Consider the following 16,560-nt stretch of genomic DNA (forward strand, 5'->3'; position numbering starts at 1 on the left):
GGTCATGATGATGTGGAAAATAGTTTTTGCTCGCATTGATGATAGACTGATCCATGGACAGGTAATGACAAGATGGATGAAAGGCTTTCCTGAGGCTTCTATAGTGATTATTGATGATGAGTTGGCTGTAGATGAGTTTATGAAAAACATATATACTATGGCTGCTCCTCCAGGAGTAAAAGTAAAAGTTTTCGGAGTAGATGCTGCTTTAAAAGAGTGGTCTCAAAAAACCAGTGTAGAAGAGAAAGTATTTTTACTTTTTAAGAATATTGATACATGTAAAAGAGTGATGGATGGAGGTCTTCCTATAACCACGTTGAATATAGGAGGGGTTGCGAAAACTCCTCAGAGAAAAGGAATATCTCAAAGTGTTAGTCTGAGTGAAGATGAAGTGAAAACATTGCTCGAGCTTAAAACAAAATATAATGTAGATGTATATTTACAAATGATACCTGATAGTGAAAAAATACATTTAACTACAGTGGTAGAAAAATATTTTCCGGAATTGAAATAAAGTTTCCGGTTTCTCTATGAAACCGGTACTATAAAATTTTTAAATTTTTTGAAAAGGGGTGAAAGTTTTATGGCAATCAGTGCTTTGCAGGCTGCATTGATAGCTGCATGGGTCGCAATCGTTGAGTCAAGAATCATAGGATATACGCTTTCAGGATTTCTGCGTTTTACCGCTGTAGGAACTGGACTAGTTGTAGGATTGATAATGGGGAATGTGCCTCAAGCAATGATTATAGCAGCAACTATTCAGTTGGTTTACATGGGTGTTATCGCTCCAGGAGGTACTACTCCTAGTGAGACAGTTGTAGCAACTGCTGTAGCAGTTCCAGTTGCTTTGGCTTCTGGAATGGCTCCTGAGCAATCTATAGCAGTAGCGGTTCCTGTAGGTCTTTTAGCATCATATTTAGTAAGTTTTAGATTCTTTATAAATTCTCTTATTACACACTGGGTTGATAGATTAGCAGAAGAGCTAAATGACAGAGGAATCACATTTGCTTCTATCATTCTCCCTACTATTATTACGATATCACTGTTCTTCCCGTCTGTATTTGTGGCAGTATATTATGGTGCTCCGTTGATAGATTCGTTTTTGAAGACTATACCAGCGAGCGTATTACATGCTTTAACGGTTGTTGGAGGAAGTTTACCTGCTCTCGGTATTGCGCTTACTTTAGCAGTTATTGGGCGTAGAGACTTAATGGTATTCTATTTCTTAGCATATTTTGTCTCATTAATTTTGAAACCTTTAAATGTAAATGCTCTGGTATATGCTATCTTAGGTGGTATTGCAGCTTATCTATACGTTGCACTGTATTATAGAAGTGCGCTTGAAGAAAATAATGCAAATAGTGAAAATGTTTCATCAGGTGAAGAGCCTCAATATGAAAAAGAAAGTTTACCTCAAAATGAGCTAAAGGTCACTGAAAAAGATTTAAAAATGACATGGTTTAGATGGTGGTTAACAGTAGAAGTACCTCATTCTTTTGAAAGACTTCAGGCTTTGTCTTTCCAGTGGGCTATAATGCCTGTGTTAAGGAAACTTTATGGGAAAAATCCAGAAGAACTGAAAGAAGCTTATAAGAGACATTTAGTATTTTTCAATACCCAGGGCACATGGGGTGGCGCTCCTATTTTAGGTATCACCCTTTCTTTAGAAGAACAAAGAGCTAGAGCTATTGCAAAGGGGGAAGAAGCACCTGATCCTAATATTATAAATGCGACAAAAGTTGGCTTAATGGGTCCATTAGCAGGTATAGGTGATTCAGTAGAATGGTCAACTATCATGTACTTGCTAATAGCAATAGCTCTTCCCTGGGCAAAATCAGGAAGTGCAATGGGAGCTCTGTTCCCCTTGATACTTTTCCCTGTAATAACTTACGCGTATGGTTATTATTTCTTAAGAATGGGTTACAGATTAGGAAGAGAGTCAGTAAGTGTATTGTTAGGTGGAGAAAAGATAAAAACACTCATTACAGGGTTGTCAACCTTGGGTCTTTTCATGATGGGTATTTTGACGAGCAATTACGTTTCTGTGTCAACTCCGCTTAAATGGACCATTTCAGGTAAAGTGTTTGAATTACAAGCTATACTAGACAAAATTTTACCTGGTATGCTGCCATTGCTGACTGTATTATTGGTATACTGGTACTTTACAAAGAAAGGGTTAAAGGTTTTGAAAGTACTAGGCTGGATGGTGGTTATATTCTTCATTTTAGGTTGGATAGGAGTTCTATAAAAATATTGATTCCACCCTCTTGGGTGGAATCAATATTTTGCATTATATTACATTTATTACATTTAAAATATAAAAGGAGGATAGGACAAATGAATGATGTGGGTTTAATAGGATTGGCGGTAATGGGACAAAATTTTGCCTTGAACATGGCAAGGAAAGGTTATAGAGTTTCGGTTTATAATAGGACCCCTGAGAGAACAAAGAAGTTTGTTGAGGAAAAAGTTAGAGACGAATCAATTTTTCCGTTTTATACTATAGAAGAGTTTGTGAAAAGTTTAAAAAAACCTAGAAAAATAATTCTGATGATAAAGGCTGGAAAGGCTGTAGATGACATGATTGCTGAAATTCTTCCATATCTGGAGCTAGGGGACCTTATAGTAGACAGTGGGAATTCGCATTTTGCTGATACTGCTAGAAGGCTAGAATATTTATCGCAAAAAAACATTTTGTTTCTCGGAATGGGTATTTCTGGAGGAGAGTACGGGGCTTTACATGGACCCTCATTAATGCCAGGTGGTACAAAAGAGGCTTATGACTTAATAAAAGATATTCTTTTAAAGGCTGCAGCAAAGACGGAAGATGGACCTTGCTGTACATATGTGGGAAAGGGTTCAGCAGGTCATTTTGTGAAAATGGTTCATAATGGTATTGAATATGCTATTATGCAGTTAATTGCTGAAGTATATGATTTTATGAAAAAAGTATTGAATATGACTAATGAACAAATAGGCGATGTCTTTGAAAAATGGAATAAGGGAGAACTTAATTCCTATTTAATGGAAATTTCTTATAAGATTATGAGATATAAAGACAAGGAGACAGGAGGATTTTTGATAGACTACATTTTGGATAAAGCAGAACAAAAGGGTACTGGGAAATGGACTGCTCAAACTTCTTTGGATTTAGGGGTTCCTACGCCAACATTGAATTTGGCGGTAGAAGCCAGAATTATTTCTCACTATAAAGAAGAGAGAAAGATTTTATCGAAATTATATTCGAAAGAAAAGAATATAATCTCTGTGAATAAAGAAGAAATGATAGAGCATTTAAAGAAAGCACTGCTTTTTGGAGTATTTATGTCTTTCTCTCAAGGCTTATGGCTAATTGACGAAGCATCCAAGCAATATAATTATGGAATAGACCTTAGCGAAATATTAAGAATTTGGAAAGGAGGCTGTATTATAAGGGCCGAAATTCTAGACTTTTTGAGGGATATCATTAGAGAAAATGAGGAAGATGCAAATCTTTTGCATAGTGATAAGGCTATAGACTTTATTAAAGATAAATTAAATTCCATCTACCAAGTTACAGAAATTGGGAAAAATTACAGAATACCTCTTATGACAATGAATTCTGCACTTGATTATTATTTTGCTTTAACAGAAGAGAATCTCCCAGCAAACATTATTCAAGCTCAACGGGACTTTTTTGGAGCTCATACTTACGAAAGAATTGACAGAGAAGGGATATTTCATACAGAGTGGGAAAGATAAAATAGAGGTAAATCACTTAAAGCCATGGAGAAGTTACTCCGTGGCTTTATAACTGAAAGGAGTACTATCTCAAGGAAAGTAGAATGATTGACTCTATGACAGTAATTTGTTATAATTTAAACGTTGAATCTTTTTGCTTTAAACATTTTATCAGTAAAAACCGATAAAGGCCTTAATAGGCCTTTTCTCCGTAGGAAGATGATTTTTTATGATAAAAATAAAACTGACACCTACGCAAGTACTTGCTTTAGGATTTGCGACTATTATATTGATTGGGACTTTATTACTAATGCTACCTGTGGCAACTAAAAGTGGAGAAGGTGCAGATTTTATAACTGCACTATTTACAGCCACATCAGCCACGTGTGTTACTGGCCTTGTAGTTGTTGACACGGAAACTTATTGGTCTACTTTTGGGCAAATAGTGATAATGTTGCTGATACAAGTTGGCGGTTTAGGTATTATGACCATGTCAACGCTTTTCGCGTTGATCCTTGGTAGGAGAATTACCTTTAAAGAGAGATTGGTAATGCAAGAAGCTTTCAATACAAATAGCCTTGGAGGCATTGTGAAATTTGCCAAGTATATACTAATGGTTTCTTTTTTATTTGAAAGCATTGGCGCAATTATATTGACTTTGAGATTTTTACCTCAGATGGGATTAAAAAAAGCAGTGTATTACGGCTTGTTCCATTCTATTTCTGCGTTTAATAATGCTGGTTTCGATCTTATGGGTAACTTTAGGAGTCTAACGGGTTATGTTTCTGACTGGGTGGTAAACCTGGTTATAATGAGTTTGATAATATTTGGCGGGCTAGGATTTTATGTTTTACTTGATATATACGAACATAGACATTTTAGCAAACTTACATTGCATTCAAAAGCTGTTATAACTATTACATTGTTTTTGATTGCTGGTGGAGCACTGCTTATATTTTTATTTGAATACAATAATCCAAAAACATTAAAACCATTGGACTTTCCTACAAAGATACTTGCATCATTATTTCAAGCTGTGACACCTAGGACAGCTGGTTTTAATACGCTATCGCTTTCTGACATGACCATAGCGTCTAAATTTTTGACAATAATACTCATGTTTATTGGTGCTTCTCCAGCTGGAACAGGGGGAGGTATCAAGACAACTACTTTTGGAGTTATACTATATACTGTATTATCAGTTATAAAGGGTGAAGAAGAGACAGTACTTTATAAGCGCACTATTAGCAGAAACATAGTCTATAAAGCTGTAGCTATATCCTTTATAAGCGTTTTTATTATTTTCTCTGTGACTATGGTTTTATCTATTACTGAAACATCCGACTTTTTGACCTTGTTATACGAGACAACCTCAGCTTTTGGAACTGTAGGATTATCACTCGGGCTTACACCTGAATTGACTACAGTGGGCAGAATTATTATAATATTTACAATGTATACTGGCAGAGTTGGTCCTTTAACATTGGCGTTAGCATTGGCACAAAGGCAGAAGAAACCTAAACCTATTATGAAGTATGTGGAAGAAAAAATTATGGTAGGTTAAAATAGAGGTGGAACGATGAAACAATTTGTTGTTATTGGGTTAGGAAGCTTTGGCATAAGTTTGGCCAAAACTTTATATGAAATGGGCAATGACGTACTGGTTATAGATAAAGATGAAGAGTTGGTACAATCTATGGCTGGTTTGGTAACTCATGCAGTGCGGGCTGATGCTACTGATGAAAATGTACTTAAGTCACTTGGTGTGAAAAATTTTGATGTGGCCATAGTCGCTATAGGAAAGAATATGGAATCAAGTATTATGATAACAATGTTGGTCAAAGAGATGGGAGTAAAATATGTAATAGCAAAAGCTCACAATGAATTACATGCAAGAGTTCTTTACAAAGTGGGAGCAGATAGAGTGGTGATGCCTGAAAAAGATATGGGTATAAGGGTTGCCAGGAATATTTTTTCAAGCAATTTATTGGATCTTATTGAGTTTTCTAAAGATTACAGCATAGCAGAAATTCTCCCAATTGAAGAGTGGTTTCATAAGACATTAAAGGAGATAAGGATGAGGGAAAGATACGGATTAAATGTCATAGCTGCAAAAAAGATGAATAATGAGATTATTGTGTCACCGGGGCCAGATTATGTGGTTGATGAAGGTGATATATTGGCTGTTTGCGGCAAAAATATAGATATTAAGAAATTCGAGATAAAAATGTAGATTATAAGAAAGCAAGAAAAATAAAGCCATTGGAGATTTATATAACATTTCATTATATCAGTAGGTGCCAAAATGTTATGAATCTATGGATGTAACTGGATATGTTACAAAAGATGTAGTTGATTTAACAGGATTAAAAGAAGGAACAATAATTATAGGAAGAACTTCAATTTCAAGTAGGAGCAATTGGAGCAGTATCTCTTGTTATTTCAGAGTTGTTTGCGTATTCGAGACTACGATTTAACGAGGTGTTTCCATGAAAAAATTAAAAGCAATTATTGTGGGGCCGGGGAACATTTTTAATAAAGCTTATCTGCCTTTTATATTTACTTTAGAAGAGCTAGAGATAGTAGGAATAGTGGGCAGAAATGAAGAGAAACTTAAAAAATATAAAGAAAAATATGGCTGTAGTGTTTACACAGACTTGGAGGAAGCGATTAAGTTAAAGCCGGACTGTGCATTTGTCCACACGGCAACTGTTAGCCATTACGAGATAGTAAGAATGCTTCTAGAAAATGGAGTTAATGTGTATGTAGATAAGCCTATTACAAATGAAATAGATAAAACAAAAGAGCTTATAGATTTGGCAAGAAAAAAATCACTTATTTTTACTATAGGATTTAATAGGCGATATGCGCCTTTGTATCAAAAAGCTTTTGAATTCTTTGAAAGTGTCAAACCAGAGCTTTGTCTAATGGAAAAACACCGAGATAATGATATAAGAGATGATTTAAAATATACCTTGTACGATGATTTTATTCACATTGCAGATACGCTTTACTACATAGTAAAAGAAGTCGGAGAACTAGATATACATGTTTTAAAAGAAAATAATGCTTTAAAATCCATAATGGTTACACTGAAATCCAAAAATTATACGGCAATAGGTTTAATGCACAGAAATACAGGGAAAGACTACGAGAAGCTAGAAATACATGGTAATAATAGAAGCGCTGTTGTAGAGGATATGGAATTATTAAGAACAATGGAGAAGAGGCGCGTGGAAGTTCATACTTTTGGAAGTTGGGACAGCACATCTTACAAAAAAGGTTTTGTAAATATTGTAAAAAGTTTTATAAGAAATGTATTAGATGACAATAAAAAATTAGCAAATGAGGAATTAGATTATGCTTTGAAAGCTCATGAAATTGTGGAAGAGATATATAAAAAGGCGTTATAAAATCAGGGCATCTGCCCTGATTTTATAACAATTTTGCTGCTAATTCTGCTACTTTTGAGCGTTCACCCTTGATTAAGGTTACATGTCCTGATAATTTCGATTCTTTGAATTTTTCCACTACCTGCGTAAGTCCATTGCTTGTTGCGTCAAGGTAAGGATTATCAATTTGTTCGGGATCTCCTAAAAGGACTATTTTACTACTTTCTCCTACGCGGGAGATGGTTGTTTTTATCTCGTGGCGTGTAAGATTTTGTGCTTCATCTATTATTATGAATTGTTTCGGTATGCTTCTCCCTCTTATATAAGTCAGCGCTTCAATTTCTATATTTTTTATACCGGCAATTACATCTTCAATATTTGTGTCTGTTTTTCTATTCCTGAAGATGTATTCAAAATTATCATATATTGGTTTCATCCATGGTTTTAATTTTTCTTCTTTATCACCAGGAAGATACCCTATGTCATTCCCCATTGGCACAATTGGACGAGCTATAAGGAGTTTATTATACACTTTCTCATCAAGCACTTTGGAAAGCTCCCAGGCAAGAGCTAAAAGACTTTTTCCTGTTCCGGATTTTCCTGTTAAAGTTACAATGGGAATACTGTCGTTTACCAGCAAATCCATTGCCATTCGCTGCTGAACATTTCTGGGGGATACATCCCATACGGATTCGGGTGAATAGAGGTGTTCGAAAGAATCTGTGTATTTGTTGTATCTAGCTACTGCTGATTTATTGCTTCCAAAAGAATCTTTGAATATCACGAACTGATTTGGATAAATGTCAATAGTTTCTTTTAATTCGGGGACTTGACTTTTGGGAAGATGTTTTTCTGTATAAAAAGAATCTATGGTAGAAGGGTGTACAAATACTGTTATAAAACCTGTATAGAGGGCATCGTAATTTTTGATTTTGTCAGAGAGATAATCCTGGGATGAGATTCCTAGAGTATCAGCTTTTACGCGCATTATCACATCTTTTGATACAAGAATCACAGGCATAGGATTTTCCTTTTTTTGTTCTTCATGGAACAAATTTAAAGCTACTGCGAGAATACGATTATCATTGGCTATTTCAAGGAAGTGTTCTTTTACAGTTTCATTTGCGATATGATTTAATTCAATTTTTATCAACCCACCATTTTCTAAAGGGACTCCTTCATTTAGTTTTCCCTTTTCTCTTAATCTATCGAGAATCCGCCCTACTAACCTTGCATTTCTTCCTACCTCGTTCTGAAGGTTTTTCATGCTGTCTATTTCTTCTATCACAACTGCAGGGATGATTACTTCATTGTCATCAAAATTGTATTAAAGACATGGGGTCATGCAAAAGAACATTTGTGTCGAGAATATACTTTTTCTTCAATAGATTACCCCCCTCTTAGAGTTTATCCCTTCATAAAAATTGTATCACAATTTTGAAAAGTATGTGTTAATTTTGTGTAAAAAATTTTTATTTTTATACTTGACAAAGAATAATTTTTATTCTATTATATAGTTAAGCGTTTTACTAAAACGTTAAACTATATTAACAAGGTGATAGGAATATGGCAGTTACAATAAAAGATATTGCTAGATTAGCAAATGTATCTGTAACAACTGTATCAAGAGTCATAAACAATAAACCGGAAGGGGTTAGCGAGGAAACGAGGCAAAAAATTCTTAAATTAGTAAAAGAGCTTGGGTATCAGCCTAATGCCATTGCAAGGGGGCTAGTTACCAAGAAAACTAAAACTATTGGTCTTATAATTCCTGATATTTCTAACCCATTTTTCCCTGATATTGCCCGAGGAGTAGAGGATAGTGCTCACATCTATGGCTACAATGTTTTCTTATGTAATACGGATGACAATTTAGAGAAGGAAAGTGAGTATATAAGGGCATTAAAAGAAAAATATGTGGATGGGATAATATTTACGAGTAGCTCTATTCCAAAACATGAGCATATCATAGAACTTGTGGAAAGTGGGATTCCGGTTGTCATAATGGATAGGCGTGTTGATTCAGAAAATATTTATGGGGTTTTTCTTGATAATTATGAGGGTGGTTATATTGCAACGAAACATCTCATAGATTTGGGGCATGAAAAAATTGGTTGTATAACTGGTCCTTTATATACCAAAAGTGCTAAAGAAAGATTAGAGGGGTACAAAAAAGCATTATTAGATAGTGGAATAAAAATTGATGAGAAACTTATATTTGAAGGGGATTATAAAATAAACGGTGGGATAATTGGAGCAGAGAGGTTATTAAAGGATAATAAAGATATGTCTGCTATTTTCGCTTGCAATGACTTGATGGCATACGGTGCATACAAGACTATTCGTTCTTTTGGCTATAAAATTCCTGATGATATTTCAGTGGTTGGATTTGATGATATACAGCTTTCTCAAATACTGGAGCCGCAATTGAGTACTATAAAGCAACCTGCTTATGATATGGGTTTGACTGCTGCTAGAATGTTAATAAAGCTTATAGAAGGTAAAAAACTGAAGAAAAAAATTATTAATTTTAGACCGCAGTTGGTAATCCGGCAAAGTACTAAATTAGTCAAAGGTGGGTAAAAAATGAGAAAAATAGTTGTTGTAGGAAGCATTAACATGGATATTGTAATAAGAGTACCGCGCATTCCAGTTGTTGGAGAGACAGTTATTGCTTACGATTTAAAAAATTATGGTGGTGGTAAAGGTGCAAACCAGGCTGTATCTATAGCTAGGTTAGGTGGAAATGTTTCTATGATTGGTCGAGTAGGAAATGATGAGTATGGCCAAAAATTATATAGGGATTTAAAAAGCAATGGGGTAGGTGTAGAAGGAATAGAATTTGATTCAGAGACTCCCACAGGTACAGCATATATTAACGTGAGTGAAAAAGGAGAAAACAATATAGTAGTTTATCAGGGTGCAAACAAGAGGCTTAATATGACACAAATAAAAAGATATGAGCATTTTTTTGATGAAGCAGAAATATGTCTTCTTCAATTAGAAATACCAATTGAAACAGTGAAGTTTGTAGTAGATTTGTGCTATAGCAGAGGGATAAAAGTTATATTAAATCCTGCACCAGCATACGAATTGCCTGATACAGTTTTAGAGAAAGTTTATATTTTGACTCCAAATGAAACAGAGTTAGCTTTTTTATCCAAAAGCAAAATAGAAACAATTGAAGATATAAGAAAGGCTTCGAAATATTTGCTAGACAAAGGAGTTCAAAATGTTATAACAACTATTGGAGAAAAAGGAAGTTATTTTATTAATAAAAATACGGAAAAACTATTTGATGCAATTAAAGTTACTGCTGTTGATACAACAGCAGCAGGTGATTCATTTACAGGAGCGTTAGCTTTTGCTTTAAGCAAAGGGGAAAAAATAGAGGATGCAATAAGATTTGCTACATTTGTTGCTGCACTTACAGTTACTAAAGAAGGTGCCCAGACTTCTTTGCCTTATAAAGAAGAAGTAGAAAAATTTATTAAGGAGAGGAGTTGAAACAATGAAGAAAACGGAATTATTAAATAGTGAAATTTCAGAAGTAGTTGCAAGATTAGGGCACAAAGATTTATTAGTAATTGCTGATAGCGGGTTACCTATACCAGATAATGTTAAAAGAATTGACATTGCTTTAACTAAAGGCATACCAAGCTTTAGGGATACATTGAATACAGTTCTTACAGAATTAGGAGTAGAGAAGGCTTATGTAGCAAGAGAGATGATAGATAAAAACAAAAAACTGTATTTAGAATTGTCAGAGCAATTTGGCGATAAGTTAGTAATTATTGACCATGAACAGCTGAAAGAAATGTGTAAAAATGCAAAAGCTGTGATAAGAACAGGTGAATATACTCCCTATGCAAATATTGTTTTGGAATCAGGTGTAGAGTTTTAAAGTAGGGGGGAATAATTTTTGGAACCTATTTTACAGATGAAAGGTATTAGTAAGAAATTTGGCAATGTCAAAGTATTGGATAATGTTGATTTAACTTTATATAGAGGTCGCGTATTAGCACTATTAGGTGAGAATGGTGCTGGAAAATCAACACTAATGAAAATTTTGTGCGGAATTTATGAAAAAGATGAGGGAAGCATTTATTTAAAAGGGAAAAAAGTGAATATACGAAATGTTAGAGATGCAGAAAAATATGGAATTGCGATGATTCATCAAGAACTTAATTTAGTTCCTTCTTTAAGTGTTGCTGAAAATATTTTCTTAGGGAGAGAGTATGTGAGAACTTTTAATTCTATTGATTGGAAGAAAATAAAACAAGAAAGTGCTAAGATCCTTCATGAATTAGGGATGGATCTAAATGTGGATAGGTTGGTTAAACACCTAAGCGTTGGCGAACAACAAATGGTAGAAATAGCAAGGAGCCTTTTAATGAATGCAGAGATATTAGTGATGGATGAACCTACTGCTGCATTAACAGAAGGAGAGACGAGAAGATTATTTGAGGTAATAAAAAGGCTTAGAAAAGAAGGGAAGTCTATCATTTATATTTCTCATAGGATGAATGAAATTTTTGAGATTTGCGATGACTATATTGTTTTAAGAGATGGGTGCCTTATTTCTCAAGGGGAAATTAGTGAAGTTACACGTGATGATTTAGTAAAGATGATGGTGGGTAGGGAGTTAAAAGAGCATTTTCCTTACGAGTGTTCTTCTCCAGGAGAAGAAATATTACGCGTAGAAAATTTGACTGTAAAAGGTATGTTTGAAAAAGTTTCTTTTGTTGTGAAAAAGGGAGAAGTAGTTGGTTTTGCGGGGCTAATAGGTGCAGGCAGAACGGAGGTAGCAAAGACAATTTTTGGCTTTTATAAAAAAACATCGGGTAAAATTTATTTGGGAGGAGAAGAAGTAAAAATAAACAGCCCTAGGGATGCTATTGAAAAAGGGATAATGTATTTATCAGAAGACAGAAGAAATGAAGGATTAATTATAAAGCATACTTTGAAAGAGAATATGACTCTTTCGGCTTTGAAAAAAATTTCTGACTATATAGGAACTATTAATTTTTCAAAAGAGAGGTCTATAGTAAATGAAATGATTCAAAAATTGAATATAAAATCGTTTTCTCCTAATCAAAAAATATTTAGATTAAGTGGTGGGAATCAACAAAAAGTAGCGATTGCTAAATGCTTGTTGACAAATCCCAAGTTAATTATTCTCGATGAACCAACGCGAGGTATCGATGTAGGAGCAAAAAATGAAATATATAAATTAATCAATGATTTAAAAAGACAGGGCATTGGTATAATTTTAATATCTTCGGAATTACCTGAAGTTTTAAATATAAGTGATAGAATTATAGTAATGCATGAAGGGAAAATAACAGGAGAAATTTCTCGCGAAGAAGCTACAGAAGAAAAAGTTATGTTAAAAGCTGTAGGAGGGGAATAAATTGAAGCTACCGAACGAAAAAGCAATGAAAATAAATATTGGTGAGTTGCTTTTAAAAGCGAAATCTTTAATAGGTTTATTGGGATTAATTATCGCGTTTTCAATATTATCTCCACGTTTTTTGGATTACTATAACCTTACAAATGTATTAAGACAAACCTCTCTAAATGCAATAATGGCTGTAGGGATGACATTTGTGATATTGACAGGTGGGATAGACCTATCTGTGGGTTCTATATTGGCGTTTTCAAGTGCAGTTACAGCCGGTATGTTGAAAGATGGTATGCCCCTAATCATAGCTTTATTGGCGGGATTGATAATAGGTACTGGTTTAGGATTGTTTAATGGTTTTGTTATAATCAGGTGGAATATTCCTCCATTTATTGCTACATTTGCTATGATGACAATAGCAAGAGGGCTTACGCTTGTGTATACTAATGGCCAACCAATAACTGGCTTAGGAAAAGCTTTCGGATATATCGGCAATGGGTATGTTGGTTCCATTCCTGTTCCAATAATTATCACAATTCTCGTTTTTGTAATAGGATACTATATTTTAAAAAACAACAGATTAGGAAGATATGTATATGCAACCGGAGGAAATTTACAAGCTGCTAAACTGGCAGGAATTAATACTAATAAAATAATTCTATTTGTATATGCTTTAAGTGGTTTTTTAGCAGCAGTAAGTGGCTTAATAATTACTTCAAGATTAAACTCAGCTGCCCCAACAGCTGGACAAGGTGCAGAGCTTGATGCAATAGCTGCTGTTGTACTAGGAGGTACAAGTTTATCTGGGGGCGAAGGTGGAATAATTGGGACTTTGATAGGTGCTTTAATAATAGGTGTGTTGAACAATGGTCTGAATTTGCTTAACGTTTCACCTTTTTATCAATATATTGTAAAAGGTGTAGTAATATTACTTGCTATAGCTTTAGACAAAAAAGAAAGTGAGTAAATGAGAAAAGGGGGGATGTTTGGAAATTTAGAGTTTTTATTAGAGTTTTGGATAGTTTATATTAAAAAATTAAAGGGGTGGAGAGATTTATGAGAAAATCACGAATACTGTTACTTTTAACTATTTTTGTGACTTCAGCGGCGCTGATTTTGAGCGGTTGTAAAACAAATACTCCAAATACAGCTTCTACTAGTACCAAAGAGGGGAAAACTATAGGATTAGTGATATCTACTCTTAACAATCCATTCTTTGTGACTTTAAAAAATGGTGCAGAAGAAAAAGCGAAAGAACTAGGATACAAAATAATAGTTGAAGATTCGCAAAATGATTCATCTAAAGAGCTTTCTAATGTAGAAGATTTGATTCAACAGAAAGTAGATGTTTTACTTATAAATCCTGTGGATAGCGATGCAGTTGTTACTGCTATAAAAGAAGCGAATAGCAAAAATATACCAGTTATAACTATAGATAGATCAGCAAATGGTGGAGATGTTGTTTGCCATATAGCTTCAGATAATGTTAAGGGTGGAGAAATGGCTGCAGAATTTATAGCTAAAGCTCTAAAAGGCAAGGGGAATGTAGTAGAACTTGAAGGTATACCTGGGGCTTCTGCAGCAAGAGATAGAGGCAAAGGGTTTGATGAAGCTATTGCTAAGTATCCAGATATAAAAATAGTTGCAAAGCAGGCTGCTGATTTTGATCGTTCCAAAGGTTTATCAGTAATGGAAAACATCTTGCAAGCCCAGCCCAAAATTGATGCAGTATTTGCGCAAAATGATGAAATGGCTTTAGGAGCTATAAAAGCAATTGAGGCAGCTAATAGACAAGGAATTATTGTTGTGGGATTTGATGGGACAGAAGATGCTCTAAAAGCTATAAAAGAAGGGAAAATGGCTGCTACAATTGCGCAGCAGCCAGCTTTAATGGGATCACTTGGTGTGGAGATGGCTGATAAATACCTAAAAGGTGAAAAAATACCTAACTTTATTCCTGCAGAACTTAAACTCATAACAAAAGAAAATGTACAGTGATTTGCGATTTTTGCCTGTCACTAAAGTGACAGGCGTTTTTCTTTTTAACTTTATTGTAATTATTGGGAAATATATTTGTCAAGTCTTTAATGATTCAATACTTAATCTAAAACTTTACAGTAAATTTTCCATAGACACTATTGAAATGAAAACATTTAATGATATAATTATTTATAACCTTGAATAAAAATTTATGACATTCAAGAAGTGACGAGAGCCAGAGTTTTTACAATTTATAAGGGGGAGTGGAGTGACTAATGAGGGGGAAAAAGAGCATAATTTCACTATTTGTTGCAGTGTTATTTATCTTATCTTTAAGTTTTTCAGGATGTTCTAAATCTTCTAATCCTATATCTTCCCAAAAAGTACTAGCAGATGAGCAGGTTTTAAATATTAATTTAGGGGAAGAACCGCCTTCTCTGGATCCGCAGTTGGCTACTGATTTAGTATCATTTGAAATGTTAAATGCTACATTAGAAGGGCTAGTGAGGCTAAATAAATACGGGAAAATAGAAAAAGGTTCTGGACTAGCTTTAGATTGGGAAGTTTCTCCAGATGGGTTGAGGTATGTTTTTCACTTGAGAGATGCAAAGTGGAGCGATGGAACCCCTATAACTGCTCATGACTTTGAATATGCTTGGAAGAGGGCTCTTGACCCGAAAACAGGGTCAAACTATGCGTACATGCTCTATTATTTAAAAAATGGGGAAGCTTTTAATAAAGGGGAAGCTAAGGCAGAAGATGTAGGTGTAAGGGCTCTTAATGACAAAACGCTAGAAGTAATACTCGAAAGACCAGCTCCGCAATTTTTGGGTTTGACAGGATGGGGTACTTATTTGCCTGCTCAAAAAGCGGCTATTGAAAAATTTGGAGATAAATATGGAACCTCTCCTGATACGATGGTCTATTCCGGTCCTTATATGATAAAAGAATGGAATCACGAACAGAATATAGTACTTGTAAAAAATCCCTACTATTGGGATAAGGATAGTGTGAAACTTCAACAGATAAATATGGACATGGTAAAGGAAGAAAATACTATTATTCAAAACTGGGAAACAGGGCGTTATGATTCTATTAGTGTACCTGCCCAATATATTGCAAAATATAAAAATGATCCGAATTTTCACCAAATGCCAATAGGTGTAACTTACTATGTCATGTTCAACAACAAATCCAAGATATTTTCAAATGTAAATATAAGAAAAGCTTTCAGTTATGCGATTGATAGGCAGTCTTTTGTAGATTATGTTTTCGCTGGCGGAGGGATACCTGCTCTCGCTTTTGTGCCACCAGGAATACCTGGAGATAAAGAAGAATTTAGAAAAGAAGGCGGGGATTACTTTAAAGATAATGACGTAGCAAAAGCGAAAGAATTGCTTGCACAAGGCATGAGAGAACTAGGAATTGATAAGCTCCCCAAGATTAAATTTGTAGCTGGAGACAGTGATGCAGCGAGGAAACATTCACAAGTATTACAAGAGTTTTGGAGTAAAAATTTAGGTGTAACTGTTGATATTTACAACGTAGCTTTCAAAGTAAGACTTGATATGATGAATAAAGGAGATTACGATATAGTGTATACTAATTGGGTAGCTGACTACAACGACCCAATGACATTTTTAGACCTTTGGGTTACAGATGGAGGTAATAACAGAGCTTTTTATAGCAACCCTCAATATGATCAACTCATAAAAAAGGCTAATTCTACAATTGATAATTCCGTTGGAATGCAGGCTATGCATGAGGCAGAGAATATATTGATGGAGGATATGCCTATTGCTCCTTTACTTTTTAGGATTACCTCGTATTTAGAAAGACCCTATGTAAAAGACTGGATAAGATTTCCTGTGGGGATAGACGATGAGTGGAAATGGACGTATATAGAAGGTAAAAATAAATAGTGCTTTAAAAAGGGTCAAGCTTATAAGCTTGGCTCTTTTTAAGATGTTTACAGATATTCCCGCAAGTGTTAGATAAATTTCTTAGATAAATTTCTGTATTGATTATTAAAGTCTGATGATATAAAATTGGATTAAATACTTA

The 16,560-nt window shown here is 34.6% G+C and carries 13 protein-coding genes and 2 pseudogenes; 14 read left to right on the forward strand and 1 reads right to left on the reverse strand.

Annotated features, from left to right (window positions below; translation table 11 throughout):
- Positions 1-4 precede the first annotated feature (4 nt).
- The 7 genes and pseudogenes from TTE_RS00950 (at position 5) to TTE_RS00975 (ending at position 7,133) form a co-directional block, all read left to right on the forward strand.
- Positions 5-514 carry a PTS sugar transporter subunit IIB gene (locus TTE_RS00950; protein WP_003868259.1) on the forward strand — a complete coding sequence of 170 codons (510 nt, stop codon included), beginning with the start codon at positions 5-7 and terminating at the stop codon, positions 512-514.
- A 69-nt stretch (positions 515-583) separates the two neighbouring features.
- A pseudogene (locus tag TTE_RS14585) lies at positions 584-1,297 on the forward strand (PTS mannose/fructose/sorbose/N-acetylgalactosamine transporter subunit IIC); the annotation flags it as partial.
- Positions 1,298-1,321: 24 nt separating this feature from the next.
- Positions 1,322-2,248 (forward strand): PTS system mannose/fructose/sorbose family transporter subunit IID, encoded by a 927-nt coding sequence (locus TTE_RS14590; RefSeq protein WP_407636724.1) that lies wholly within the window; start codon positions 1,322-1,324, stop codon positions 2,246-2,248.
- An 89-nt stretch (positions 2,249-2,337) separates the two neighbouring features.
- Complete coding sequence (gene gndA, locus TTE_RS00960) at positions 2,338-3,741, forward strand: NADP-dependent phosphogluconate dehydrogenase (protein WP_011024695.1); 1,404 nt, start codon at positions 2,338-2,340, stop codon at positions 3,739-3,741.
- A gap of 208 nt (positions 3,742-3,949) precedes the next feature.
- Positions 3,950-5,284, forward strand: a complete 1,335-nt coding sequence (locus TTE_RS00965; RefSeq protein ID WP_011024696.1) for a TrkH family potassium uptake protein — start codon at positions 3,950-3,952, stop codon at positions 5,282-5,284.
- Positions 5,285-5,299: 15 nt separating this feature from the next.
- On the forward strand, positions 5,300-5,953 hold the full coding sequence (locus TTE_RS00970) for a potassium channel family protein (RefSeq protein WP_011024697.1): 654 nt from the start codon (positions 5,300-5,302) through the stop codon (positions 5,951-5,953).
- 256 nt (positions 5,954-6,209) lie between these two features.
- Positions 6,210-7,133 carry a Gfo/Idh/MocA family protein gene (locus TTE_RS00975; protein WP_011024699.1) on the forward strand — a complete coding sequence of 308 codons (924 nt, stop codon included), beginning with the start codon at positions 6,210-6,212 and terminating at the stop codon, positions 7,131-7,133.
- A 22-nt stretch (positions 7,134-7,155) separates the two neighbouring features.
- Here TTE_RS00975 and TTE_RS00980 read toward each other — a convergent pair.
- A pseudogene (locus tag TTE_RS00980) lies at positions 7,156-8,497 on the reverse strand (PhoH family protein).
- A gap of 181 nt (positions 8,498-8,678) precedes the next feature.
- Between TTE_RS00980 and TTE_RS00985 the strand changes: the two are divergent.
- The 7 genes from TTE_RS00985 to TTE_RS01015 all read left to right on the forward strand — a co-directional run bounded on the left by TTE_RS00985 (position 8,679) and on the right by TTE_RS01015 (position 16,418).
- Positions 8,679-9,695 carry a LacI family DNA-binding transcriptional regulator gene (locus tag TTE_RS00985; RefSeq protein ID WP_009609605.1) on the forward strand — a complete coding sequence of 339 codons (1,017 nt, stop codon included), beginning with the start codon at positions 8,679-8,681 and terminating at the stop codon, positions 9,693-9,695.
- A 3-nt stretch (positions 9,696-9,698) separates the two neighbouring features.
- Positions 9,699-10,619, forward strand: coding sequence for a ribokinase (rbsK, locus tag TTE_RS00990; protein WP_009609642.1), 921 nt, complete (start codon positions 9,699-9,701; stop codon positions 10,617-10,619).
- A 4-nt stretch (positions 10,620-10,623) separates the two neighbouring features.
- Entirely contained in the window at positions 10,624-11,016 is a 393-nt protein-coding gene (rbsD, locus tag TTE_RS00995) for a D-ribose pyranase (protein WP_011024701.1), read from the forward strand.
- A gap of 18 nt (positions 11,017-11,034) precedes the next feature.
- On the forward strand, positions 11,035-12,525 hold the full coding sequence (locus tag TTE_RS01000) for a sugar ABC transporter ATP-binding protein (RefSeq protein ID WP_009609666.1): 1,491 nt from the start codon (positions 11,035-11,037) through the stop codon (positions 12,523-12,525).
- A gap of 1 nt (position 12,526) precedes the next feature.
- Positions 12,527-13,483: an ABC transporter permease gene (locus TTE_RS01005; RefSeq protein ID WP_009609637.1), complete on the forward strand. Its 957-nt coding sequence runs from the start codon at positions 12,527-12,529 to the stop codon at positions 13,481-13,483.
- 89 nt (positions 13,484-13,572) lie between these two features.
- On the forward strand, positions 13,573-14,514 hold the full coding sequence (gene rbsB / locus TTE_RS01010) for a ribose ABC transporter substrate-binding protein RbsB (protein WP_009609647.1): 942 nt from the start codon (positions 13,573-13,575) through the stop codon (positions 14,512-14,514).
- Positions 14,515-14,771: 257 nt separating this feature from the next.
- Entirely contained in the window at positions 14,772-16,418 is a 1,647-nt protein-coding gene (locus TTE_RS01015; RefSeq protein ID WP_011024703.1) for a peptide ABC transporter substrate-binding protein, read from the forward strand.
- The last annotated feature ends 142 nt before the right edge of the window (positions 16,419-16,560 follow it).

The sequence above is a fragment of the Caldanaerobacter subterraneus subsp. tengcongensis MB4 genome, from assembly GCF_000007085.1.
Lineage (GTDB): Bacteria > Bacillota > Thermoanaerobacteria > Thermoanaerobacterales > Thermoanaerobacteraceae > Thermoanaerobacter > Thermoanaerobacter subterraneus.